The 22,900-nt window shown below is 63.9% G+C and carries 23 protein-coding genes; 20 read left to right on the top strand and 3 right to left on the bottom strand.

Translation table 11 applies throughout. The features are described 5' to 3' along the window. The first annotated feature begins 6 nt into the window (after nucleotides 1-6). The 12 genes from CHR90_RS06605 to CHR90_RS06550 all read left to right on the top strand — a co-directional run bounded on the left by CHR90_RS06605 (nucleotide 7) and on the right by CHR90_RS06550 (nucleotide 9,695). Complete coding sequence (locus tag CHR90_RS06605; RefSeq protein WP_094408205.1) at nucleotides 7-720, top strand: heme ABC transporter permease; 714 nt, start codon at nucleotides 7-9, stop codon at nucleotides 718-720. After that, nucleotides 717-881, top strand: a complete 165-nt coding sequence (gene ccmD / locus CHR90_RS06600) for a heme exporter protein CcmD (protein ID WP_094408204.1) — start codon at nucleotides 717-719, stop codon at nucleotides 879-881. Before CHR90_RS06605 ends, ccmD begins: the two co-directional genes overlap by 4 nt. Then, nucleotides 878-1,354, top strand: a complete 477-nt coding sequence (ccmE, locus tag CHR90_RS06595) for a cytochrome c maturation protein CcmE (RefSeq protein ID WP_094408203.1) — start codon at nucleotides 878-880, stop codon at nucleotides 1,352-1,354. The genes ccmD and ccmE overlap by 4 nt, the downstream gene beginning before the upstream one ends. 11 nt (nucleotides 1,355-1,365) lie before the next feature. Continuing rightward, on the top strand, nucleotides 1,366-3,330 hold the full coding sequence (locus tag CHR90_RS06590; protein ID WP_094408202.1) for a heme lyase CcmF/NrfE family subunit: 1,965 nt from the start codon (nucleotides 1,366-1,368) through the stop codon (nucleotides 3,328-3,330). Then, on the top strand, nucleotides 3,327-3,875 hold the full coding sequence (locus CHR90_RS06585; protein ID WP_094408201.1) for a DsbE family thiol:disulfide interchange protein: 549 nt from the start codon (nucleotides 3,327-3,329) through the stop codon (nucleotides 3,873-3,875). The genes CHR90_RS06590 and CHR90_RS06585 overlap by 4 nt, the downstream gene beginning before the upstream one ends. Next, nucleotides 3,872-4,327 carry a cytochrome c-type biogenesis protein gene (locus tag CHR90_RS06580; RefSeq protein ID WP_094408200.1) on the top strand — a complete coding sequence of 152 codons (456 nt, stop codon included), beginning with the start codon at nucleotides 3,872-3,874 and terminating at the stop codon, nucleotides 4,325-4,327. Before CHR90_RS06585 ends, CHR90_RS06580 begins: the two co-directional genes overlap by 4 nt. Continuing rightward, the gene (gene ccmI / locus CHR90_RS06575) at nucleotides 4,324-5,619 is read left to right on the top strand and encodes a c-type cytochrome biogenesis protein CcmI (protein ID WP_094408199.1); all 1,296 of its coding nucleotides are present in this window, start codon (nucleotides 4,324-4,326) and stop codon (nucleotides 5,617-5,619) included. Before CHR90_RS06580 ends, ccmI begins: the two co-directional genes overlap by 4 nt. Nucleotides 5,620-5,680: 61 nt before the next feature. After that, nucleotides 5,681-6,553 (top strand): FecR family protein, encoded by an 873-nt coding sequence (locus CHR90_RS06570; RefSeq protein WP_094408198.1) that lies wholly within the window; start codon nucleotides 5,681-5,683, stop codon nucleotides 6,551-6,553. Nucleotides 6,554-6,603: 50 nt separating this feature from the next. Next, nucleotides 6,604-8,064, top strand: a complete 1,461-nt coding sequence (locus tag CHR90_RS06565) for a hypothetical protein (RefSeq protein WP_141210894.1) — start codon at nucleotides 6,604-6,606, stop codon at nucleotides 8,062-8,064. Continuing rightward, nucleotides 8,064-9,029 carry a patatin-like phospholipase family protein gene (locus CHR90_RS06560; RefSeq protein ID WP_094408196.1) on the top strand — a complete coding sequence of 322 codons (966 nt, stop codon included), beginning with the start codon at nucleotides 8,064-8,066 and terminating at the stop codon, nucleotides 9,027-9,029. Before CHR90_RS06565 ends, CHR90_RS06560 begins: the two co-directional genes overlap by 1 nt. Nucleotides 9,030-9,081: 52 nt before the next feature. Beyond that, nucleotides 9,082-9,315 (top strand): type II toxin-antitoxin system Phd/YefM family antitoxin, encoded by a 234-nt coding sequence (locus tag CHR90_RS06555; RefSeq protein ID WP_094408195.1) that lies wholly within the window; start codon nucleotides 9,082-9,084, stop codon nucleotides 9,313-9,315. Then, on the top strand, nucleotides 9,312-9,695 hold the full coding sequence (locus CHR90_RS06550) for a type II toxin-antitoxin system VapC family toxin (RefSeq protein WP_094408347.1): 384 nt from the start codon (nucleotides 9,312-9,314) through the stop codon (nucleotides 9,693-9,695). Before CHR90_RS06555 ends, CHR90_RS06550 begins: the two co-directional genes overlap by 4 nt. 3 nt (nucleotides 9,696-9,698) lie before the next feature. Here the strand turns inward: CHR90_RS06550 and CHR90_RS06545 are convergent, their stop codons facing one another. The 3 genes from CHR90_RS06545 to CHR90_RS06535 form a co-directional block, all read right to left on the bottom strand. After that, the gene (locus CHR90_RS06545) at nucleotides 9,699-10,358 is read right to left on the bottom strand and encodes a DsbA family oxidoreductase (protein WP_094408194.1); all 660 of its coding nucleotides are present in this window, start codon (nucleotides 10,356-10,358) and stop codon (nucleotides 9,699-9,701) included. An 81-nt stretch (nucleotides 10,359-10,439) separates the two neighbouring features. Then, nucleotides 10,440-13,586: an efflux RND transporter permease subunit gene (locus tag CHR90_RS06540; RefSeq protein ID WP_094408193.1), complete on the bottom strand. Its 3,147-nt coding sequence runs from the start codon at nucleotides 13,584-13,586 to the stop codon at nucleotides 10,440-10,442. 1 nt (nucleotide 13,587) lies between these two features. Beyond that, a complete protein-coding gene (locus CHR90_RS06535) occupies nucleotides 13,588-14,706 on the bottom strand; it encodes an efflux RND transporter periplasmic adaptor subunit (RefSeq protein ID WP_094408192.1) in 1,119 nt (372 codons plus the stop codon). A 168-nt stretch (nucleotides 14,707-14,874) separates the two neighbouring features. Here CHR90_RS06535 and CHR90_RS06530 point away from each other — a divergent pair, with 168 nt between their 5' ends. The 8 genes from CHR90_RS06530 (at nucleotide 14,875) to CHR90_RS06495 (ending at nucleotide 22,780) form a co-directional block, all read left to right on the top strand. Then, nucleotides 14,875-15,582 carry a TetR/AcrR family transcriptional regulator gene (locus tag CHR90_RS06530; RefSeq protein WP_094408191.1) on the top strand — a complete coding sequence of 236 codons (708 nt, stop codon included), beginning with the start codon at nucleotides 14,875-14,877 and terminating at the stop codon, nucleotides 15,580-15,582. A gap of 297 nt (nucleotides 15,583-15,879) precedes the next feature. Beyond that, complete coding sequence (locus tag CHR90_RS06525; protein WP_229671573.1) at nucleotides 15,880-16,449, top strand: F0F1 ATP synthase subunit delta; 570 nt, start codon at nucleotides 15,880-15,882, stop codon at nucleotides 16,447-16,449. Continuing rightward, nucleotides 16,449-17,978, top strand: coding sequence for a F0F1 ATP synthase subunit alpha (gene atpA, locus CHR90_RS06520; protein WP_094408190.1), 1,530 nt, complete (start codon nucleotides 16,449-16,451; stop codon nucleotides 17,976-17,978). Before CHR90_RS06525 ends, atpA begins: the two co-directional genes overlap by 1 nt. Nucleotides 17,979-18,012: 34 nt before the next feature. Beyond that, on the top strand, nucleotides 18,013-18,894 hold the full coding sequence (locus CHR90_RS06515; protein ID WP_094408189.1) for a F0F1 ATP synthase subunit gamma: 882 nt from the start codon (nucleotides 18,013-18,015) through the stop codon (nucleotides 18,892-18,894). Nucleotides 18,895-18,934: 40 nt separating this feature from the next. Continuing rightward, nucleotides 18,935-20,359, top strand: coding sequence for a F0F1 ATP synthase subunit beta (gene atpD, locus CHR90_RS06510; protein WP_094408188.1), 1,425 nt, complete (start codon nucleotides 18,935-18,937; stop codon nucleotides 20,357-20,359). 74 nt (nucleotides 20,360-20,433) lie between these two features. After that, a complete protein-coding gene (atpC, locus tag CHR90_RS06505) occupies nucleotides 20,434-20,811 on the top strand; it encodes an ATP synthase F1 subunit epsilon (RefSeq protein WP_094408187.1) in 378 nt (125 codons plus the stop codon). A 228-nt stretch (nucleotides 20,812-21,039) separates the two neighbouring features. Beyond that, nucleotides 21,040-22,203, top strand: a complete 1,164-nt coding sequence (locus tag CHR90_RS06500; RefSeq protein ID WP_094408186.1) for a glycerophosphodiester phosphodiesterase — start codon at nucleotides 21,040-21,042, stop codon at nucleotides 22,201-22,203. 139 nt (nucleotides 22,204-22,342) lie between these two features. Continuing rightward, nucleotides 22,343-22,780 (top strand): cyclic nucleotide-binding domain-containing protein, encoded by a 438-nt coding sequence (locus CHR90_RS06495; protein ID WP_094408185.1) that lies wholly within the window; start codon nucleotides 22,343-22,345, stop codon nucleotides 22,778-22,780. Nucleotides 22,781-22,900: the final 120 nt, after the last annotated feature.

The following is a 22,900-nucleotide window of genomic DNA, read 5'->3' as shown; positions in this document are numbered from 1 at the left end:
TAGGAGATGCACCGTTTTGCCAATCCGGCCCGGTTTCAGCGCATCGCGCGGCGGGTGATGCCCTTTGCGGCGGCGGCGGCGGTCCTGTTCCTGGGCGTTGGTCTCTATTTCGCGCTGTTCGCCTCGCCCGCCGATTATCAGCAGAGCGAAACCGTGCGGATCATGTATATCCACGTTCCCGCCGCGTGGATGAGCGTTTTCGTTTATGCCTCGATGGCCCTATCGAGCGCCGTGGCGCTGATCTGGCGGCATCCGCTCGCCGATCTTGCGACCCGGGCCGCCGCAGTACCGGGGGCGGCTTTCACCTTGCTTTGCCTCGTTACCGGCTCGCTCTGGGGTCAACCCATGTGGGGGACTTGGTGGGTGTGGGACGCGCGGCTGACCTCCGTGCTCGTGCTGTTTTTCCTCTACCTCGGCTATCTCGCCCTCGTCGATGCGTTCGACGATCCCGAACGGGGGGCGAAGGCCGGGTCGATCCTGGCCCTGGTCGGTGCGGTCAATCTGCCGATCATCAAATTTTCCGTCGATTGGTGGAACACGCTGCATCAGCCCGCCTCGGTCTTTCGCATGGATGGGCCGACCATCGACCCGGCGATGCTGCGCCCGCTGCTGCTGATGGCCTTGGGCTTTACGGCTTTTTTTGTGTGGGTGCTGCTGCTGCGCCTTGAAACCGCCATTCTTGACCGCAAAATCCGCGCGGTGGAGGAGCGGGTATCGTGAGCGAGTTTCTGCATATGGGCGGCTATGCCGTCTTTATTTGGGCGTCTTATGGGCTGGCGGCGGTCGTGCTGATTGGCCTGCTGGCGCTATCGCTGGTGCAGCGGTCACGCGCCCGCGCGGCTTGGGAGGCGATCAACCCGCGCCGGGGGGCGGAGCGATGAGCCTGAAATCCCCCGCCAAAACCGCGAAACGCCGCCGTCTCTATGCCGTGCTCGCCGGTCTTGCCGGCTTGGGGGTCGCCGCCGGGCTGATCCTGACCGCCTTTTCCGACAATCTCGTGTTCTTCCATTCCCCCAGCGATGTGGCGGCGGGCAAGGTTGCCGCCGAACGGCGTTTCCGGCTGGGAGGACTTGTCGAGCAAGGGTCGGTTGCACGGCAGGCCGATGGAGCGACGATCCATTTCCGCGTTACCGATACGGCGCAGACCGTGACCGTCGCCTATAAGGGCGTGCTGCCCGATCTGTTCCGCGAAGGCCAGGGCGTGGTTGCCGAAGGCAGCCTGGATAAGCACGGGCTTTTCGTCGCTCGCGAAGTGCTGGCCAAGCACGACGAAAACTATATGCCGAAGGAAGTGGCGGAGGCGATCAAAGCCACCGGCCAGTGGAAGCCGGGCGCCGTCGCGCCCGCCAAATAAGGGGCCGCCGCATGCTGGTCGAACTTGGGCATTACGCCTTGATCCTGGCGGGGCTGCTCGCCGCCCTGCAAGCGGCCTTCGGTCTCTTTGGGGCCCAGCGCCGCGACGGGTTTCTGATGGCCTTCAGCGGCAGCGCCGCGCTCACCCAAGCGCTGGCGTCCCTAGTTGCATTCGGTGCCCTGACCTACGCCTATATCGTTTCTGATTTCTCGGTGCAGAACGTCTGGCAGAATAGCCATGCCGATAAGCCGCTGCTGTATAAGGTCAGCGGCGTCTGGGGCAACCACGAAGGCTCGATGCTGCTGTGGATCACCGTTATGGCGCTGTTCGGCTCGGCGGTGGCCTTGGCGGGGGACCGGATGCCCGCGACCTTACGGGCGCGGGTTCTGGGGATTCAAGCGCTGATTTCCTTGGGTTTTTATGCCTTTGTCCTGCTGACCTCCAACCCGTTTGCCCGGTTGCCGCAGGCGCCGATTGAGGGGCGCGGCCTCAACCCGCTGCTGCAGGATCCCGGCCTCGCCTTTCATCCGCCGCTGCTTTACCTCGGTTACGTCGGCACGTCGATTTCCTTTGCCTTCGCGCTGGCGGCTCTGCTGGAAAAGCGCGTCGATCCCGCCTGGGCGCGCTGGGTGCGACCCTGGACGCTGGCGTCCTGGGTGTTCCTAACGCTCGGCATCGCCCTTGGCAGCTGGTGGGCCTATTACGAACTGGGCTGGGGCGGCTGGTGGTTCTGGGATCCGGTGGAAAACGCCTCTCTCATGCCCTGGCTGGCGACAACGGCGCTGCTGCACTCGGCCATCGTTGTGGAGAAGCGCGATAGTCTGAAACGCTGGACGATCTTGCTGGCCATCGTCGCCTTTGCTTTTTCGATCCTGGGCACCTTCCTGGTTCGTTCCGGCGTCATTACCTCGGTCCATGCGTTTGCGACGGACCCGGCGCGCGGTGCCTTCATCCTCGGGCTGCTGGCGGTCGTGGTCGGCGGGGCACTGACGCTTTATGCCCTGCGCGCTCATCTGCTGGACGGGGGCGGATTGTTTGCCGCGATCAGCCGCGAGGGGGCGTTGATCCTCAATAATGTGCTGCTGGCGGTGGCGCTGGTGACAGTGCTGCTGGGCACGCTCTACCCGATGTTCCTCGATGCGATGGGCCTCGGGACCGTGACGGTCGGCACCCCCTATTACAAAGCCACCTTCGTGCCGCTGCTGGTACCACTGGTGCTGGTGATGGCGGCGGGGCCGCTGATCCCGTGGAAGCGGGCCGATGCGCTGGCGATTTTGCTGCGCCTCAAGGTTGCCGGGCTGTTGGCGCTGATCGGGGCGGGCGTCGCCTATGCCTGGGCGGGCGGCGGGCCGCTGCTGGCGCCCTTCGGGATCTTCTGTGGGTGCTGGTTGATCTTCGGCGCGCTGACCGATCTTTACGACCGGCTACGCGGCAATATCCGGGCGCGCTGGCGCGGGCTGCCGCGCAGCGCCCTGGGGGCGATCATCGCCCACGCGGGGCTTGGCATTTCGATCATCGGCATGGCGGGCGACCTGTGGCAAACTGATCAGGTCAAGGCGCTGCAACCGGGTCAAAGCATGCGCGTTGCGGGGTTTGATCTGACTTTAGAGAAAGTCGAGCCGGTGCAAGGCCCGAATTTCATCGCCGAAACCGCTACTGTGATTATCCGCAGTGATGGGGCGGTAATCGCGACGGCCAAACCCGCGCGGCGCAAGTTCAACCGCCCGCCAATGACGACCAGCGAAACGGCCATTCGCACCAATGGGCTGCGCGATCTCTATTTGGCGCTCGGCGACCGCGACGCCCAAACCGGCGCCTATGCCCTGCGCGTTTATTATAATCCGCTGGTGCCGTGGATCTGGGGCGGTGCCGTAGTGATGGCCTTGGGGGGCAGCCTCTCGCTCGCCGACCGCCGCCTGCGCCTCGGGGTGGCCCAGCGCAAGCCCGCCGCTGCGTCGGGGAGGGTCGCCGCATGAAGTCGCGCTGGCTGCTCGCCGCCCTGCCGCTGCTCGTGCTGGCGGTGCTGCTGGGGTATTTCGCGGTTAGTCTGCTGGCCGGGGGCGATAAGGTACTGCCCAGCACGCTTATTGATCGCCCTGTACCGCCCACCGATCTCCCGGCGCTGCGCGCGGGCGAGGCGGCCCTGACCGATGCCGAAATTCGGGCCTTGGCGGCGCAAGGCCCGCTGCTAGTGAATGTTTTTGCGTCTTGGTGCGTGCCGTGCCGCGCGGAACATCCGTTTTTGATGGACCTGAAGAAGCAGGGGGTGACGATTCTCGCCCTCAATCAGCGCGACAAGCCGGAGAATGCCAAGGCGTTTCTGGCGGCGCTGGGCGATCCCTTTGCCCGCATCGGTATGGATAGCAATGGCACGGCGTCGATCGAGTGGGGCGTGTACGGCGTGCCGGAAACCTTCGTCATCGACCGGGCGGGCAAGATTCGCTACCGCCACGTCGGCGCCATTGATGCTGAGGTGCTGGACAAGACCTTGCGCCCGCTGCTGAAAAGTCTCGGCTCATGATCCGCCGTCTTGCCTTGGCCTTGGTGCTGCTCGCCGGGCCGCTCGCCGCCCTTGGCCCCGATGAAATCTTGGCCGATCCCGCCCTCGAAGCCCGCGCTCGCGCCCTGTCGCGGGAGTTGCGCTGCCTCGTCTGCCAGAGCGAATCGATTGACGATTCGAATGCCGATCTCGCCCGCGACCTGCGCCTACTGGTTCGTCGCCGTTTGCTGGCAGGCGATAGCGATGCGGCGGTCCTCGCGTATATCCATGAACGCTATGGTGATTTTGTGCTGATGCGCCCGCCGGTCACCGACCGCACGGCGCTCTTGTGGTTCGGCCCCTTCGGTCTGCTGGCAGGGGTGGGGGGGCTTCTGCTGATCCATGCCCGCCGGAAAACGAAGACGCCGGTCGCCCCTGTCCCGCTGACCGCGGCGGAGCGGGAGCAGTTGCGCCAGTTGGAGAAAGACGCGTGACCCTGCTGATTGCGATTCTGCTGCTGTCCGCAGGCGCGGCTGCCTTGGTTCTGACCCCGATGCTGCGCCGCCCGCCGTCGGCGGATGGGGAGGTGCCGCTTCTCCTTTACCGCGATCAATTAGACGAGTTGAAGCGCGATCATGCCGCCGGACGCCTGACCGACGCGGCCTTGGCGGCCGCAACGGTAGAAGTCCAGCGGCGCTTGCTGAAAGCCAAAGCCGCTCGGCCGATTTCCTGGGTGCGGCGCAAAGCGCTGGCGGTTCCCGTCGTTGTACTCGTGACGGCGGTGCCGCTCGGGGTTTATCTCTCGCTCGGGCAACCGGCCTTGAAGGATCGACCCCTGTCGACGCGGGCTGACGAAATCGCGCCGCTAACGGCGGCGGTACAGGCGATTGCCGAAGCGCGCAAGACCCTCGCGGCGCAACCGCTCGAACCGATGAATTGGCTGCGCCTGTCGGGTTTGCTGGTGCAGCGCGAGGAGACGCAGGAAGCCCTCGCCCTTTTGGGGGAAGCGCGGCAGAAGTTCCCCGGTCTGGCGGTTTTCCCCTCGGCGCAGGGGGAGGCGCTGACCCGCATCGGTCAGGGTCTTGTAACGGGCGAGGCGGAAGGCGCCTTTCGGGCCGCCCTGGTGCTTGACCCAAGCGATGCCCGCGCGCGCTATTACCTTGCCCTCGCCGCCGAGCAGCGCGGCGCCCGCGAGGAAGCCTTGGCGGCCGTCGAAGCCCTGCTGGCCGACGGTCCTGCCGATGCCCCGTGGCGGGCCACGGTCGCGGCGGCCCAGGCGCGGCTGCGCCAAGCCTTGAATCTGCCGCCGGTTATGGCATCGGGCGATCTTCCGAGCGACCCCGCGACACAAGCGATGATCCGGGGCATGGTGGACCGGTTGGCCGCGCGGCTTCAGGAGCAGCCGGACGATCTGGCGGGCTGGCAGCGGTTGGCCCAGGCGCGGAGCGTGCTGGGGGAGACCGAGGCTGCTATCGCAGCGCACCGGCAGATTGTGCGGCTTGCCCCGCAGTCCGTAGAAGCGCTGCTGGGGCTGGCCCGCGTCCTCTTCCCGCCCGAAGCCAGCGGAAGCGGGCCAATCCCGGCCGAGGTGACGGACCTGATGGGCCGGGTGCTGGTGCTCGATCCCAATCAGCCGGAAGCTTTGTGGTTCGCCGGTTTGACGGCAGCACAGCAGGGCGATAAAGCCACAGCGCTGGCCCATTGGCGCCGCTTGCTGGCGCTGCTGCCGCCCGACGCACCGCCGCGGGCGCAATTGCAGCGCGAGATTGATCGACTCGCGCCGTAAATCTATTCCGCACCTGCACAAGAGTATGGTATGAAGCCTGAAACCAAGCGGGCAGAATGCCATGTATGGCGGTGTTGAAAACGGCACAGAAACTTCTTTACAGGCGGAAGATCTGCTCGGCGGTGCCGATGCGGTCCGCCTCGGTGACGATTTGGTTTTTGTTGCCGGGGCGCGCGAACTCGCGCAAATCCCTAACTACTTCGCTGTCGAACGCCGCAGTTTCGACGATCTCGACCTTGGCGACGGGCTAAGCCTGTCGGCGGCAATGGTCCATGATCTCGCCGAAAGTTTTTCCATTACCGGCAAACCGGGCGATCTGGTGGCCGTGCTCGACGCGCTAAGCGGGTCGGTTACCGTTAAGCGCCCTGGTCTGCCGCGCCGCCCGGCAACCGCCGGGGAAGAACTGCTGGCGGGCGATCTGCTGGAAATCGCGGCGCTGTCGCGGGTCAGCCTACGCTTATCCGATACAACGCGGATTGAATTTGGCGGGCGGGCGCGATTGCGGGTCGACCGCCGTGTGCTGTTGCCCGCTGCTGATGGGCGCCGCCGCCTTGCCTCCGTCGAACTCACGCTGCTCACCGGCGCGTTTTTCGCCCGAACTGCGCCGACCGGACCGCAGCCACCGGTGATTTCCCTGCGCACGCCGCTTGGAACCCTCGCCTGGAGTGACGCAACCTTGGGCGGGCAGATTCTGATGCCGGGGGCGCCCGACCTGCTGGCCATTCTCGGGCGGGCGCAGGGGGCGACCGGGATTATTACCCTGATCGGTACGCAAGGGCCGCAGGCGATCACCGAAAGCCCGGCGCTGGTGGCGCTGGAACGCAGCGGGCGCGCCCGCGTTATCCAGGCGCTGATGACAGTGCGCGAGTTGGATGCGACGCTGTTTTCCCGCCTCCTGCCGTCGCGCGGTTTGGGGCAAGTCACCCAGGATTAAGCCTGCGCGCGGCCCCTGCCCTTTTTGGGCGGACATGCTAGATTATCGCTATGTCCACAACGCGCGGCCCCGCTTCCTCCTTTTACGATCTACCGGTCCCTTGGGTTGATCGGATGCAAGCGCGTTTGGACCGGCGGCCCTGGTTCGGCGTGGGGATGCTCTACGCGCTGCCGGTCCTGCTGATGCTGCTGGCCCGCTGGACGCTGGTGCCGACCCTCTCGGAGGCCGAGGCGGAACGGCTGCTGGCGATGCGCCACTTCGCGTTCTTTTATGGGCCAGACTATTCACCCTTGCCTTTGTGGTTGGGCGGGTTGCTGCTGAAGCTCGGCGTGGGGCGGCTGGCGGTTTTGCTGCCGGAAGCGCTGATGCTTTGGGCGGTGCTGATGGCGGGCTATACGGCGGCGCGTCTGTGGCTAGCGGCGGCGTCCGCACGCTTTGCCGGGGCGAGTTTGCTGCTGCTGACGCCGCTCTCCTCGGCCTTTCCGCTCGGCGGCGATCTCGCGCTGCTCGCGGCCTTCGCTCTGCTGTCGCTGGTCGCGGCGAGCGTTCGCGTCGCCCGCTATGGCGATTGGGCATCGGCGGCAGTGCTGGCCGTCAGCCTTGCCCTCTGCCTCACGGGCGGGCGGGGCAGCCTACTGTTCGCGCTGGTGTTTTTGCTCTGCCTCGGTCTCGACCGCGATTTGAGGGTCGAACGGCACCGGCATCGGTGGCGGTTTTTGGTCGGTATTCTGGGCGGATTGCTGCTGGCCGCGCCCTATCTTGCCCTCGCGTTGCGCACCCTTCAGCAGACCCCGCTGTTGCTGCTGCTACCGCCCCCCGAAGTTATCGAACCGCTGCCCCGGGCGATGTTGCACGGTTGGTCGGTTCTGGCGGAACGGGCCGTGCGCGATCTCGCCTTCTGGGGAGTGGGCGCCCTGCTCTTAGCCCCGGCGCTGCTGCGCCCGAGCCGTCCTGCCGACCTGTGGCCGGGGATCATCGCGCAAAGCTGCGCGGCAACCTTGATCTTGCTCGCCGGGGCGACCTTGCTGGAGCGCGGGCCGATCATCAGCGACAGCGGGCCGCTCGCCTGTCTCGTGCTCGTGCCGCTGCTGATCTTCAGCGCCATCGACCGTATGCCGCTATCTTCCTGGCGGCGGCTGGCGCTAGGGACTTTGATCGGGGGCGTTGCCCTGTCGGGGCCGGTCGGGTTGCTGATCGATGATCGGCTGCTGCTGCCGACCTGCGCCACCTGCCGCCAGGACGCCGATTTCTCCCGTCTGGCCACCCACCTCGATCAACTGAAAACCGGGCCGCTCCTCATCCCCGATCCGTGGATCGCGGGGAATCTCTGGCGGGTCCGCCCGAGCCTGCTGGCGGCGCCGGGGGCGCGGGCTTGCCATGTGCTGCAAACGGCAGCCGCGCCGCTGCGCCCGGCAGGACCGGTGACGCCGCTGATGCTGCCGCGCCAGCGCTATTCTGGCGCCGGGGTGCCGCTAATTCTGGCGCCGGTTGCCCCGGGGGACTGCCCCTGATGCGTGGGTATCCCCGGATTCTAACGATTGACGGCGGCGGCATGCGGGGCCTTCTCGCGGCGACGTTTCTGTCGGTGCTGGAGGAGCGCAGCGGCACCCCGGCGGGGACCGGGTTCGACCTGATCGCCGGAACCTCCACCGGCGGGATCATCGCCGCTGCGCTGCTGCGACCGGGAAAGCCGGTGGCAGCGGCGGATGTCATGTCCATCTACCATCGCGCCGGGCCACGCATTTTTGGGCGCTCCCTGTGGCGGGCATTGGGGACGATGAACGGCGTCGCCGACGAGAAATACGACGCCCGCTTCCTTGAACGGGTACTGGCCGAAACCTTCGGCGATGCCCGCTTATCCGATGTGACGCTGCCCGCCCTGATGCTGACGGCCTATGATATCGAGCGGCGGGCGGCGGTGCTGTTTCGCTCCTGGCAGGCGGCGGACCCGGCGAAAGATTATCGGCTGGCCGACCTTTGCCGCGCGACCTGTGCCGCGCCGACCTATTTCGAACCGGCACTGATCCGGTCAGGCGACGGTACCTCCCACGCATTGATCGACGGCAGCGTTTTCGCGGCGAACCCAACGCTCTGCGCCCTCTCTGCCGCGATGGACCTTTATCCCGGCGCCAGCGGCTATCTTATTCTCTCGCTGGGGACTGGGCGACAGACGCACCCCTTGCAGTATACCCAGGCCAAGAACTGGGGCCTCGCGGGCTGGGCGCGGCCGATCAGCGATGTGATCCTTGATGCCTCGTCAGAGATTATCGATAGCCAAGCGGCCGAAATGGCGGGGGACACGCATTTCCGCTTTCAGGTCGATCTGACCGGCCAGCCCGCCGCCCTCGACGATGCCCGCCCGGAAACCCTGACGCGGCTCGAAGCCCTCGCCCGCACGACCTTGGCAAAAGACAGCGACCGCCTGGACCGTTTCCTGGCACTCAATCAGTGGTTGCCGCGCTATCGGCGTGGGTAGAGGCTGGTCAAATGGATATGCTTTAGCTAAGTTAGCTAATAGGAGCGTGCCCATGCCACAAGTGACAGTCCATACCGCGAAAACCCAACTGTCCCGCTTGATTGAAGCGGCGCTGAACGGCGAGGAGGTGATCATCGCCCGGGGGAGCACGCCGGTCGTCCGACTGGTGCCGGTTATCCCGCAGCGATTTAAGTTTGGTGTTTTGTCGGCGGACCTAGGCCCCGGACCGGATTTTCTGGAGCCAATGGCGCCCGATGAGCTGGCCGAGTGGGAAGGGCCAGCGTGACGGCGCTGCTACTGGATACCCATGTCTGGGCTTGGACGCTGACCGGATCAGCCCGTTTGTCGGCCTCCGCACTCACGGCGATTGAGGCGGCACAGCAGGTCTACGTCAGTCCAATCAGCTTTTTTGAAATTGCTCAGAAAGTCCGGCTCGGGAAATGGCCGGAAATGGTACCTTTTCTCGATCAGTTACCGGGACTTTTAGCCGTGCAAGGGGCGTGCGCCGCTGGTTTGCCACCGGAGGTATGCCTGCTGGCAGGCCGGCTGGACTGGCCGCACCGCGACCCCTTTGATCGCTTCCTGGCCGCGACCGCCAAACACCTCCGTATTCCGCTGGTTTCGGCGGACACTGTGTTTGACGGGATCGTTCCGAGACTTTGGTAAGCGCTAAGCCAGCGCCTGATCGATTGCCTCCAACAACCGGTCGAGCGGTTGGGCGCCGATGACGGAGGTTTTGCGGTTGAAGAGATAGACCGGCACCCCGTCGATCCCGCCCCGTCGCCCGGCTTCTTCCATCTGGCGGGTATCCTCCACCCCGATGTCGGAGGCGAGGAAGGCCGCGGCTTCGTCACGCGGCAGGCCAACCTCGGCGGCAAGACCGGCAAGGATGTCCTTATCCCCCAAGTCCGCCCCTTCGCGGAAGAAGGCCGGATAGAGCCGCGCCGATAGCGCCAGCCCCCGGCCTTTGGTTCCGGCCCAGGCGACGAGCCGATGCGCGTCGATGGTGTTCGGTTGGCGGCCGATATCCTCGAATTTCATCTCCAGCCCGTCCATGGCGGCGACGGAGGCGACGCGCGCCCACATCGCCTGCGCCCGTTCGACCGACCCAAATTTCGCTTCGGCATAGGCGACCCGCTCCATGCCTTCGGGCGGTATATCCGGGTTCAATTCGAAGGGCCGCAGGGAGATGCGCACCGCAAGATCGGGCTTGGTTTCGCGCAGATGGTTCAGCGCCTCTTCCAGCCGATAGCGCCCGATCCAGCACCAGGGGCAGACGTAATCGGCAACGAAATCGACGACCAAAAGATTGGATGGCAGTTCGCTCATGCCCCCGAGTTAACGCCGTTTCTTGCGCCTGCGCAAGTCTGGGACCGGCGCAGGCGCGGCTTTGGGGTTACGCAGGGGTAACTATTCTGCCGGGCGGCTGCTGGCGACCCCCGGGGCGGCGAGCGCCGGGACATGGGCCAGCGCCCGGCGGCGTATATCGTCCATCGGGTCTTCCGCCACCACGGGCTTGGCGCGGAACCAAGCGGCGTAGAGCGCCGGGAGGAACAGCAGCGTCAACAGCGTCGCCACGGCAAGGCCGCCCATGATCGACACGGCCATCGGCCCCCAGAAGGCGCTGAACGACAGCGGCACCATGGCCAGAATGGCGGCAGCGGCGGTCAGGGCGATGGGGCGGGCGCGGCGCACGGTGGCGTCGATGATGGCATCCCACAGCGCGTGCCCGGCCCGCACATCCTGTTCGATCTGATCGACCAGGATGACCGAGTTACGCATGATCATCCCGGCAAGCGCGATGGTCCCCAGCATGGCGACGAAGCCGAAGGGCATGCCGGAGATCAGCAGCGCCGCCGTGACGCCGATGATCCCCAGCGGCGCCGTCAGGAAGACGATAATCAAGCGTTGGAAGGACTGGAGCTGGATCATCAGCGTCGTCAGCATGATCATCAGCATCAAGGGCATCATGGCGTTGATGGAGTTCTGGCCCTTGGCGCTTTCTTCTACGGCGCCGCCCACGTCGATGCGGTAACCGTCGGGCAGGGTCGCGCGGATGGCGTCGAGCTGCGGGTTGATTTGCGCAGTGACGACGGGGGCCTGCGTGCCGTCCCAAATATCGGCGCGGACGTTGATCATCGTCTCGCGGTTACGGCGCCACAGGATCGGCTCTTCCAGCTCGTATTTGACCGTGGCGATCTGGGCGAGGCTGATGGAGCCGCCGGTTGCGGTGCCGACGTTGATGCCCTCAAGGTCGGTCAGCGACAGGCGTTCGGCCGGAACGGCGCGGGCGACGACGGAAATCAACTCCGTCCCCTCGCGGAACTGCGCGACGTTGAGGCCCGAGAGCAGCGTATAGAGCGTGGTCGAGAGATCCTGCGGGTTAACCCCCAGGGCGCGGGCCTTCTTGTGATCGACCTCGAGCTTCACGGTCTTCGACAGCTCGTTCCATTCCAGGTTCACATTCGCCGTATGCGGATTGGCGCGCATTGTATCGCGGACCCGATAGGCGATCTCGCGGATTTGCGCCGGGTCGGAACCGAGGACGCGGAACTGGATGGGGAAGCCGACCGGCGGGCCGTTTTCGAGACGCGCCACGCGCAGTAACCCTTCTGGGAACTCGTTGGCAAACGCGGTTTCTAGCTTTTTGACGACGATTTCGCGTTCCTTAAGGCCCTTGGTCATAATGACGAACTGACCGAAATTCGACTGACGCAACTCCGGGTTCAGCGGCAGATAGAAACGCGGCGTCCCTGCCCCGACGTAGGACGTGTAATAGGCGACATTCGGATCGTCCTTCAGCAGGGCTTCCACCCGTTCGACCGTGGCCTGGGTCGCGGCGATGGACCCGCCGCCGGGCAGGCGCACATCAACCATCAGTTCCGGGCGCGAGGCGGAGGGGAAGAACTGCTGCGCCACCTTGCCGAAGCCGACGACGGAGGCGACGAAGATCGCCAGCGTCACGACCAGTACCGATTTCCGCCACCGCACGCAGAAGGTCACCACCGCGCGCAGGGCGTGATAGAGCTTGGTATCATGCGGATCATGGCCGCCGTGGGCGCGGTCTTTAAACTCCGGCAGCAGCTTATAGCCGAGGTAGGGGGTGAACAACACGGCCACTACCCAGGAAATCCCCAGCGCAATCGCCGTTACCCAGAAGATCGCATTGGTATATTCGGCCACGGCGGATTTGGCGAAACCGACCGGCACGAACCCGGCGGCGGTGACGATAGTGCCGGTGAGCATCGGAAAGGCGGTGGAGGTGAAGGCGAAAGTGGCGGCCTTTACCCGGTCATAGCCTTCTTCCAGTTTCAGCATCATCATTTCAACCGCGATGATGGCGTCATCGACCAGCAGGCCGAGGGCGATGATCAATGCGCCGAGCGAGATACGGTGCAGGTTGATGCCGATCATCTGCATGATCAGGAAGGTCACAGCCAACACCAGCGGTACCGAGAGGGCTACGACGATGCCCGTGCGGAACCCCAGGCTGATGAAGCTGACGGCCAGCACGATGGCCAGGGCTTCGCCCAAAGACTTCACGAATTCGGAGATCGAGGCATCGACAACCTTTGGTTGGGCGGCGACCTGTTCGATGTCGATCCCGTGCGGAAGCTGGGTCTTAATCTTGGCCATCTTGGCATCGACGGCCTTGCCCATGTCGATGATATTGCCGCCCGGCGCCATTGATAGGCCAATACCGATCACCGGCTTGCCGTTAAAGCGCATCTGGAAGGTCATCGGGTCTTCATAGCCCCGGCTGACCTCGGCAATATCGCCCAGGGTCTGCACGCGGCCATTGGCGACGATGGGGACGTTGCGGACATCGTCCAGCGATGCAAAACCGTTCTCGACGCGCAGGGAAATCCGTTCCTTGGCGGTTTCGATGATCCCTGCCGGGGCGACGGCGGCTTGCCGCTGCAGCGCGTCGAAAATCTGATTGGGGGTAATGCCAAGGGTGGCGAGTTTGGTGTGGGAGAATTCGACGAAAATCTTTTCGTCCTGCGTCCCATACAGCTCGACCTTGCCGACCAGTTTGATGGTCAGCAATTGCTGGCGCACGTCTTCCACATACTTCTTCAGCTCCGCGAGGTTGAAGCCATCGGCGGAAAAGGCATAGATGATGCCGAAGGTATCGCCGAACTCGTCGTTCACGAACGGCCCCTGCACCCCGCTTGGCAGGGTGCGCTGCATGTCGCCGAGCTTCTTCCGAAGCTGATAGAATAGGTTCGGGACTTCTTTGGGCGGCGTATAATCGGCGAAGGTCAGCTTGATCAGGGTTTCGCCGGGCTTCGAATAGCTGACGGCATTATCGAAATAGGCAAGCTCCTGAAGCTTCTTTTCGATCTTATCGGTGACCTGAAGCTCCATCTCCCGCGCGGTGGCGCCCGGCCAGAAGGCCTGGATCACGACGGTCTTGATGGTGAAATCCGGGTCTTCCTGCCGCCCAAGGCCAAGGTAGGCCAGGGTCCCGGCAACGCCGAGGATCAGCATAAAGAATAGCACCAGGGTCTGATGGCGCAGCGCCCAGGCGGACAGATTGAACCGGTCGCTCATCTTACTGGCCCTTCCCCGGTACGGCGCCCAGAATGCGGACCTTGATGCCCGGATCGATGCGATGGACCCCGGCGGTCACTACTAACTCGCCGTCCTTCACTCCACCGGCCAGCAGCACCGCATCTTGATGATAGGCGGCGACGGTGACTGGTTTCAGCGTGACGGCGCCTTTGGCGGCATCGACGACCCAAACGGCAGGCTTATCGCCCTGCTGGAACAGGGAGGATAGCGGCAGGGCGGCGACCGCCTGTGCATCGCCCTTCGCCAGCATCAGCGTGGCCGTCATGCCCATTTTGCCGCCTTGCGGGCGGTCGAGCAGCGTGTATTTGGCCAGATAGGTGCGCGTCTGCGGATCGGCGCTGGCGGCGAGTTCGCGCAACTGCACCCGATAGGCTTTCTCCGGTTCCGCCCACAGGCTAACGCGGGCATCCTGGGCCGCGCGGGCTTCGGCCAACCGGTTTTCCGGGATGGGAACGGATACCTCTAGCTCTTCATCGCGCGCGACGCGCACGATTGCTTGCCCCGCCGCGACCACCTGGCCCGGTTCGGCGAGAACCGCCGTGACGACGCCGCCATGATCGGCGGTGAGCGTAGTGTAACCCATCTGGCGTTCGGCAATGGCAACTTGGCTGCGGGCACCGATCAACGTCTGCTGCGCCACGGCGGCGGCGGCGGCGCGCTGGTCATAGGTCGCTTGGGTAAAGACCATGCTGGTTTTCAGCGCCTCATAGCGCTTGAGATCGGCCTGCAAGCGGGCCAGATCGGCTTCCGACGAGGCGACCTGCGCTTGGGCGCGGCGCAATTGCAGGGCAAAATCTTCCGGTTCGAGCTTGCCGATCACTTGCCCCGGCACAATCCGGGTGCCGATTTCCACCGGGCGGCTGGCGAGCTTGCCCGTGACCTGGAAGGCCAGCGGCGCTTCGAGACGCGGGGCGAGCGTGCCCGCCAGTTTCAGGGTCTCCCGCCCGGTTTCGAAGGCCACCGGCTGCACCCGCACGGGGCGCACTTCTTCGGCATGCTCCTTCTTTTCTTCGGAGCAGGCCGCGAGCAGCGGCAGAACGATCAATGCCCCGGCCAACAGGCGGGCAGCGGGCAGGGTTTGGAGCGTGAAACGCGCCATCGTCAGAACCTTCCTTGACAGAGACCGTGGACGGGGACGATACCGAAAGGGGTAAGAAGCGGAGTCCCTCTGATCTTGCGTCTATGTGTAATAGTGATTACACTTCCGGTCAAGGCAGTCCTGAAGGGGGCGGCAAAATTTTTTGCTCGGGGGCGGTAGAGGGGACTTATGTCAGAGTGTCGGGTCGGCAAGGCCATTGCAGCGGTGGCAGGCTTGGCGCGCGGTGCAAAACCGTCTCGGCGGGAAGCACGACGCGAAGCGATCATGCAGGCGGCAACGCAGTTGTTCGTCGAAAAAGGCTATGGCGCGACCAGCCTGAATGATGTGGTGCGCCTGTCGGGCGGCTCGCTCTCCACCCTTTACGATATGTTCGGCAATAAGGCGGGGCTGTTTCAGGCCATCGTCACCCATCGCTGCGAGATGATGACCGGCCTGTTCGATCATCCCGATGTGCATAGCCGCCCGGTCGGGGAAGCGCTGACCGAGCATGGTACCCGGCTGCTGTCGGTTCTTGTTGCCGACGATACGGTGGCGGCGATGCGCACGGTGATTGCCGAAGCCTTGCAGTTCCCCGAACTCGCGCAGGTCTTCTACGAATCAGGGCCGATCCAGGGGCGGCAGCGGGTGGCGGGCTATCTGGCCGAGCAAATGCGGCGCGGCGTATTGCGCACCGATGATCCGGTAGAAGCGGCGGCGGATTTTTGCCATCTCGTCATCCGCGATGCGCAGATGAACGCCATCATGGGCCTGCCGTACCCGGACACAGCGGCGGCGATCACGCGGCAAGTCGGTCATGCGGTCGAACAATTTCTGCGGATGTACCGGGCCGATGGGGCGGCCCAGCCTGCGGCGAATTTGCCGGGCACGGCGGCTTAGCGGCGCCGCCAAGCGCGAATCTGGAAGATTTCCCCGTGGGTTAGCCTGCCGTTGGCGGCATTCTAACCGCTTGCCGCCGTTGGCAGGGGTGGAGATTCGCCAAAATCCTGTCTCTTTTCTCAGTCATGGCGCGTTGCATCCATAAAAACGGTGTGTTAAGGAAGCGCCGCCTGAGCGGAAACACGCGTTTCCGTGCGGGCTTGCGTCTTATCTTTTGGCAGCCCTGCCGGGAGAGTAAGGCGTAACGTTCCTGTCCAGATTTCGGTTTGAGCCGCAACCGCGCTCGCCGGGACGCAAATGAGAGGACAAGCCGGGGTGGCGACAGAGCAGACGGGCGTTGCCGGGCGGTATGCCGTAGCCCTCTATGATTTGGCCGAGACGCAAGGCGCGCTCGATGCCGTGGCGAATGATTTGCGCGCGCTAAAGGCGCTGCTGGACGAGTCGGCGGACCTGCGCCGTCTGATCGCCAGCGCAGTGCTGAGCCGTGACGATCAGACCAAGGCGATTGGCGCCGTGCTGGAAAAGGCCGGGGCAGTGGATCTCGTCCGCCGGTTCGTTGGCGTCGTGGCGGAAAATCGCCGCTTGGCCAGCCTGCCCCAGATGATTGCGGCCTTCTTGGCCCGCCTCGCTGAAAAGCGCGGGGAAGTGACGGCGGAAGTGACCGCCGCTGTCCCGCTGCTGGATTATCAGATCGATCAGATCAAAACGTCCCTCGCCGGGTCGTATGGGTCGAAGGTTATGGTCGACGTAAAGGTCGATCCGTCGTTGATCGGCGGCCTTGTCGTCAAGATCGGCTCCAAGCTGATCGATCATTCGTTGAAGACTAAATTGACGCGCTTGCAGCTCGCCATGAAGGGAGTTGGTTGATGGATATCCGTGCTGCCGAAGTTTCGGCCATTCTGAAAGAACAAATCGCCAATTTCGGGACGAGCGCCGAAGTCGCGGAAGTGGGTAAGGTGCTGTCCATCGGGGACGGTATCGCCCGCATTTACGGCCTCGATAATGTTCAGGCCGGTGAAATGGTCGAATTCCCGAACGGCACGCGCGGTATGGCGCTGAACCTCGAAACCGACAATGTCGGTGTCGTGTTGTTCGGTGACGACCGCGGCATTCAGGAAGGCGATATCGTTAAGCGCACCGGCACCATCGTCGACGTTCCGGTCGGCAAGGGTCTGCTGGGCCGCGTTGTCGACGGTCTCGGCAATCCGATCGACGGTAAGGGTCCGCTGACCGATGTGACCCGCAGCCGCGTAGAAGTGAAGGCCCCCGGCATCATTCCGCGTAAGTCGGTGCACGAGCCGATGCAGACCGGCCTCAAGGCCATCGACAGCCTGGTTCCGATTGGGCGCGGTCAGCGCGAGCTGATCATCGGCGACCGTCAGACCGGCAAGACCGCCGTCGCCATCGACACCATTCTTAATCAGAAGAAGGTGAACGAAGGTTCCGACGAGTCGAAGAAGCTCTACTGCATCTACGTCGCCGTTGGTCAGAAGCGTTCCACGGTCGCCCAGATCGTGAAGACCCTGCAGGATGCGGGCGCGCTGGATTACACCATCGTCGTCGCCGCAACCGCGTCGGAACCGGCGCCGCTGCAGTTCATCGCCCCCTACGTTGGCTGTGCGATGGGTGAATTCTTCCGCGATAATGGCCAGCATGCGCTGATCATTTACGACGATCTGTCGAAGCAGGCCGTTGCCTACCGTCAGATGTCGCTGCTGCTGCGCCGTCCGCCGGGGCGTGAAGCCTATCCGGGCGACGTGTTCTATCTGCACAGCCGCCTGCTGGAACGCGCCGCAAAGATGAACGAAGCCGCCGGTCTCGGCTCGCTGACCGCACTGCCGGTCATCGAAACCCAGGCGGGCGACGTGTCGGCCTATATTCCGACCAACGTGATTTCGATCACCGACGGTCAGATCTTCCTCGAAACGGAACTCTTCTATAAGGGTATCCGCCCGGCCATCAACGTCGGTCTGTCGGTCAGCCGCGTCGGCTCCGCCGCCCAGATCAAGGCGATGAAGCAGGTTGCCGGTAAGATTAAGATGGAGCTGGCGCAGTACCGCGAAATGGCGGCCTTCGCGCAGTTCGCCTCGGACCTCGATCCGGCCACCCAGCGCCTCTTGGCGCGCGGTGCCCGCCTGACCGAACTGCTGAAGCAGCCGCAGTTCCAGCCGATGCCGGTTGAAGAACAGGTTGCCTCGATTTTCGCAGGCGTCCGCGGCTACCTCGATAAGGTTCCGACCGGCGATGTCACGCGCTTCGAAAAGAAGTTCCGTGAGGAACTGAAGGCGAAGGCGCCGGAACTCCTGACGTCGATCCGCGACGCACGCGAAATCACCAAGGAAACCGAAGAAAAACTGGCGGCGTTCCTCGATCAGTTCGCCAAGAGCTTCGCGTAACCCCAAGGTCGGCTGACGGGAGAGCGAGAGCGCCATGGCCAGTTTGAAAGACTTGCGGCTACGCATCCGTAGCGTCAAGTCGACACAAAAGATCACGTCGGCAATGAAAATGGTCGCGGCGGCGAAACTCCGCCGCGCCCAGGAACAGGCCGAAGCCGCCCGTCCCTACGCCGAGCGGATGGAACGGATGATCGCCACTCTGGGGGCGGGCGTCTCCAGCGATGCGCCGGCGCTGCTGACGGGGACCGGTGCCGATAAGGTGCAGTTGGTCATCGTCGCAACCGCCGACCGTGGGCTGTGCGGGGCGTTCAACTCCTCGATCATCCGCGACGCGCGCCTGATGATCCGGGGCCTGCAGGCCCAGGGTAAGACGGTGAAGCTGTTCTGCGTGGGCCGGAAAGGCCGCGACGCGCTGCGCAAGGAATTCGGCGATCTCATCATCGACAGCGTTGAGCTGGCGGGGAAGAAGAAGCTGAGCTTTGGCGACGCCGATGCGGTGGCCCGCAAGGTCATTAGCCTATTCGATGCCGGGCAGATCGATAGCGCGCATATCGTTTACGCGCGCTTCAAGTCGGCCATCTCGCAGATCGTCACCCGTCAGCAGCTCATTCCCGTGCCGCTGCCGGAAGCCGACGCGGGCAAGGCCCAGGGCGGGGCGTCGGCGCTCTATGAATATGAGCCTGACGAAGACGCGATCCTGACGGCGCTGCTGCCGCGCAACCTGTCGGTGCAGATCTACAAGGCGTTGCTGGAAAACAGCGCGTCGGAACAGGGCGCGCGGATGACCGCGATGGACAATGCAACCCGTAACGCGGGCGACATGATCAACCGGCTGACGCTGACCTACAACCGCTCGCGCCAAGCGCAGATCACCAAGGAGCTGATTGAAATCATCTCCGGGGCGGAAGCGGTTTAAGGGCAACGGGCACAGGATTTTCTCCGAAGGAGAGCGGAAAATGGCGAACAATAATATCGGGCGCGTTGCCCAGGTCATCGGCGCGGTGGTGGATTGCACGTTCGACGGCGAACTGCCGCCGATCCTGAATGCGCTGGAACTCGACAATGGCGGCAAGAAGCTGGTGCTGGAAGTCGCCCAGCATCTTGGCGAAAACACCGTCCGCACCATTGCGATGGACACGACCGACGGTCTGGTGCGCGGCACGCAGGTTGTCGATACCGGCAACGCCATCCAGGTGCCGGTCGGCCCGGAAACCCTGGGGCGCATTCTGAACGTCGTCGGCGAGCCGATTGACGAACGCGGCCCGGTCGGCGCGACCCGCCTGTCGTCGATCCATCGCGAAGCCCCGGCTTACGTCGATCAGGCCACCGAAGCGCAAATCCTCGTCACGGGGATTAAGGTCATCGATCTGCTCGCCCCGTACATCAAGGGTGGTAAGATCGGCCTGTTCGGCGGCGCCGGCGTCGGCAAGACCGTGACCATTCAGGAACTGATCAACAACGTCGCCAAGGGCCACGGTGGTTATTCCGTGTTCGCGGGCGTTGGCGAGCGGTCGCGTGAAGGGAACGATCTCTATCACGAAATGATCGACTCCGGGATTATCAAGACCGATGGTCCGGGCTCGAAAGTGGCGCTGGTCTATGGTCAGATGAACGAGCCGCCGGGGGCCCGTGCCCGCGTCGCCCTGTCGGGTCTGACCCTTGCGGAATACTTCCGCGATGAAGAAGGCCAGGACGTGCTGTTCTTCGTCGATAACATCTTCCGCTTCACCCAGGCGGGTGCCGAAGTGTCGGCGCTGCTCGGTCGTATCCCGTCGGCGGTGGGCTATCAGCCGACGCTGGCGACCGACATGGGCGCGCTGCAGGAACGCATCACCTCGACGAAGAAGGGGTCGATCACCTCGGTGCAGGCCATTTACGTGCCCGCCGACGATTTGACCGATCCGGCCCCGGCCACCTCCTTCTCGCATCTGGATGCCACGACCGTTCTGTCGCGTCAGATCGCCGAAATGGCGATCTTCCCGGCCGTCGATCCGCTTGACTCCACCAGCCGCGCCCTGTCGCCGCTGATCGTCGGCGAAGAGCATTATCAGGTTGCCCGCGACGTGCAGCGTGTGCTGCAGAGCTACAAGTCGCTGCAGGACATCATCGCCATCCTCGGGATGGACGAGCTGTCCGAAGAAGATAAGCTGGTCGTGGCCCGCGCCCGTAAGATCCAGCGCTTCCTGTCGCAGCCGTTCCATGTCGCCGAAGTCTTCACCGGCACGCCGGGCGTGTTCGTGAAGCTCGAAGACACGATCCGCGCCTTCAAGGGCATCGTCGCCGGTCAGTACGACGATCTGCCGGAAGCCGCCTTCTACATGGTCGGCACCATCGAAGACGCCATCGAAAAGGCCAAGCGTTTGGCGGCGGAAGCCGCGTAACGCTCTGTGCTTAAGGGGGAGGGGCCGTAAGGCCGCTCCCCGTTTCGACGACCAAGATTTAAGGAACGCGCAGCATGGCCGGTAAAATCACCTTTGAACTCGTCTCGCCGGAGCGTCTCGTGCTCTCCAAGCCGGTCGATATGGTGGTCATGCCCGGAACCGAAGGTGAGTTCGGTGTGCTGGTCGGCCATGCGCCGATTCTGGCGACGCTGGACCCCGGCGTTGTCGCGGTGCATGACGGCGGCCAGATCGTCGACCGTATCTTCGTCGCGGGCGGGTTTGCCGAAGTGACGGCGGAACGCTGCGTTGTGCTGGCCGAAGACGCCGTGCCGGTGAAGAATATCGACGCCGCCGCTGCTTCGGCCGCCCTGCGCGATGCCGAAGCCGGCTCGGACCCGGTGGCGCTGAAACTGGCGCGTGCCCGCGTGGCGGCCACCCAGCGCGCCGCTTAAGCCTAGCCCCTATTCGTTTAAGAAGCGGCTCGCCCTTGTGGCGGGCCGTTTTGTTTTTGGGCGGACTGAATGCGGTTTCATCGTCTCGGTAAAAAGGAAGCGCCGTCTAGCCGAGGTTCCGGGCCTCCCTTTAAGAATTTCCCAACAAAATCATCATCAATTGCACATGGAACTGTCGCCACCCGGCGGCATGGTAGCGCCCGCAAACCATCATAAAACGAGGGTGTCATGACGGGATTTATCGGGCGCGCGCTGACGGCGGCGCTGGTTCTGGGCACGGCGCTGACCGCCGCGTCGGCAAGCGCGCAGCAGTATAAGACGCTGGACGGCAAGCGCCCGCTGGTCATCGGCCATCGCGGCGCCAGCGGGACGTTCCCGGAGCACACCATCGCATCCTACACCCGCGCGATCGAAGTTGGCGCGGATTTCATCGAGCCCGATCTGGTCGCCACCAAGGATGGCGTGCTGGTCGCCCGGCACGAACCCTTCATCTCCGGCACCACCGATGTGGCAAGCCGCCCGGAATTCGCCAACCGCAAGCGCGTGCGCAACCTCGACGGTGTGGCGACGGATGATTGGTGGGTGGCCGACTTCACCCTCGCCGAACTGAAGACCCTGCGCGCCAAGCAGGCCTTTGCCGACCGCGATCAATCCTATAACGGCAAGTTCGAGATCCCGACCTTTCAGGAAGTGATCGACCTCGCCAAAAAGGAAAGCGCCAAGCGCGGCCGGGTGATCGGGATTTACCCGGAAACCAAGCATCCGACCTTCCACCATGCCATTGGCCTGCCGCTGGAAGACCGTCTGGTCGCCCAACTGAAGAAGGCCGGCTGGACCAAGAAGACCGATCCGGTCTTCATCCAGAGCTTTGAAGTGTCGAACCTCAAATATCTGCGCACCAAGACCAATCTGCGTCTCGTGCAGCTCATCGATGCCGATGATGTGGATAAGGACGGCAACATCTCGCTCGCGGCGCCCTACGATAAGCCCTACGATTTTGCCGTGCTGGGCGATAAGCGCACCTTCAAAGATCTGCTGACGCCGGAAGGGCTGAAGGAAATCAAGACCTATGCCGATGGTGTCGGCCCGTGGAAGCCCTATCTGGTGCCGGGCAAGCAGATCGACGCCGATGGCGACGGCAAGCCCGACGATCTGAACAAAGACGGCAAGATCGACGAGCAGGACCGCGTTTTGCTGCCGGAAACCGGCTTGGTGAAGGCGGCCCATGCGGCGGGCCTCGCGATCCACACCTGGACCTTCCGCAACGAACCGAAGCGCTTGGCGTCGGATTTCAAGGGCGATCCGGCGGCGGAATATAAGCTGTTCTTTGGCCTGGGTGTGGATGGCCTGTTCAGCGACTTCCCGGAAACGGCGGTTAAAGCTCGTCCGTAATACGCGCTAAACGCTTGATAAGTTGGGCTGTCCGCCTTGCGGGCAGCCCTCATCTTTTTGTCATAAAGGGCTGGTTGTTCAGCCTTCTTTAAGGTCTGATGTGTAGAAATGCCGCAGGGACAGGAAGTGGGACCGGCCAATGTTTTTGAACGAAATGACCGATGACGATCTGGCGTGGCTGACCGAAATTGGCGAGCCGACCCACCAAACGGCGGGAACGGTGCTGATTTCCGAAGGCACCGAGGGGCCGGATGTGTATATCCTGCTGTCGGGCCGCGCGGCGGTTGTTGGGGCGGGCGCGGTGCTAGCGCATTTGGCGCCGGGCGATGTCGCTGGGGAAATTTCGTTGATCGACGGTATGCCCGCCTCGGCAACCGTCATGCTGACCGCCCCGGCGCAGGTACTGCGCATCAACCGGGCGGCGCTGATGGTTCGGCTCGAGTCTGGCGATGGTTTGGCCTTTCGCTTCCACCGGGCCGTCGCCCGCGTTCTGGCCTCTCGCCTGCGCGGCAGCAACCAGCGCGCGGCAATGAAGCCGGAGGTAGCGCGGATGCTGAACCAATTGAAAGCCGCCTGATGTTTCTGACAGGTTCATGTCATTGCTATGACATACTAATAAAAAATTAGGAAAATCACTGATACGCTTTCCGGCTAGACGAAGCGAGTACGGCTTGGCGATGAACCGGCCGACCGACCT

This window comes from Elstera cyanobacteriorum (assembly GCF_002251735.1).
Classification (GTDB): Bacteria; Pseudomonadota; Alphaproteobacteria; order Elsterales; family Elsteraceae; genus Elstera; species Elstera cyanobacteriorum.
Note: the sequence above shows the minus strand (reverse complement) of the source record. Positions and strands in the feature narration are given on the sequence as shown.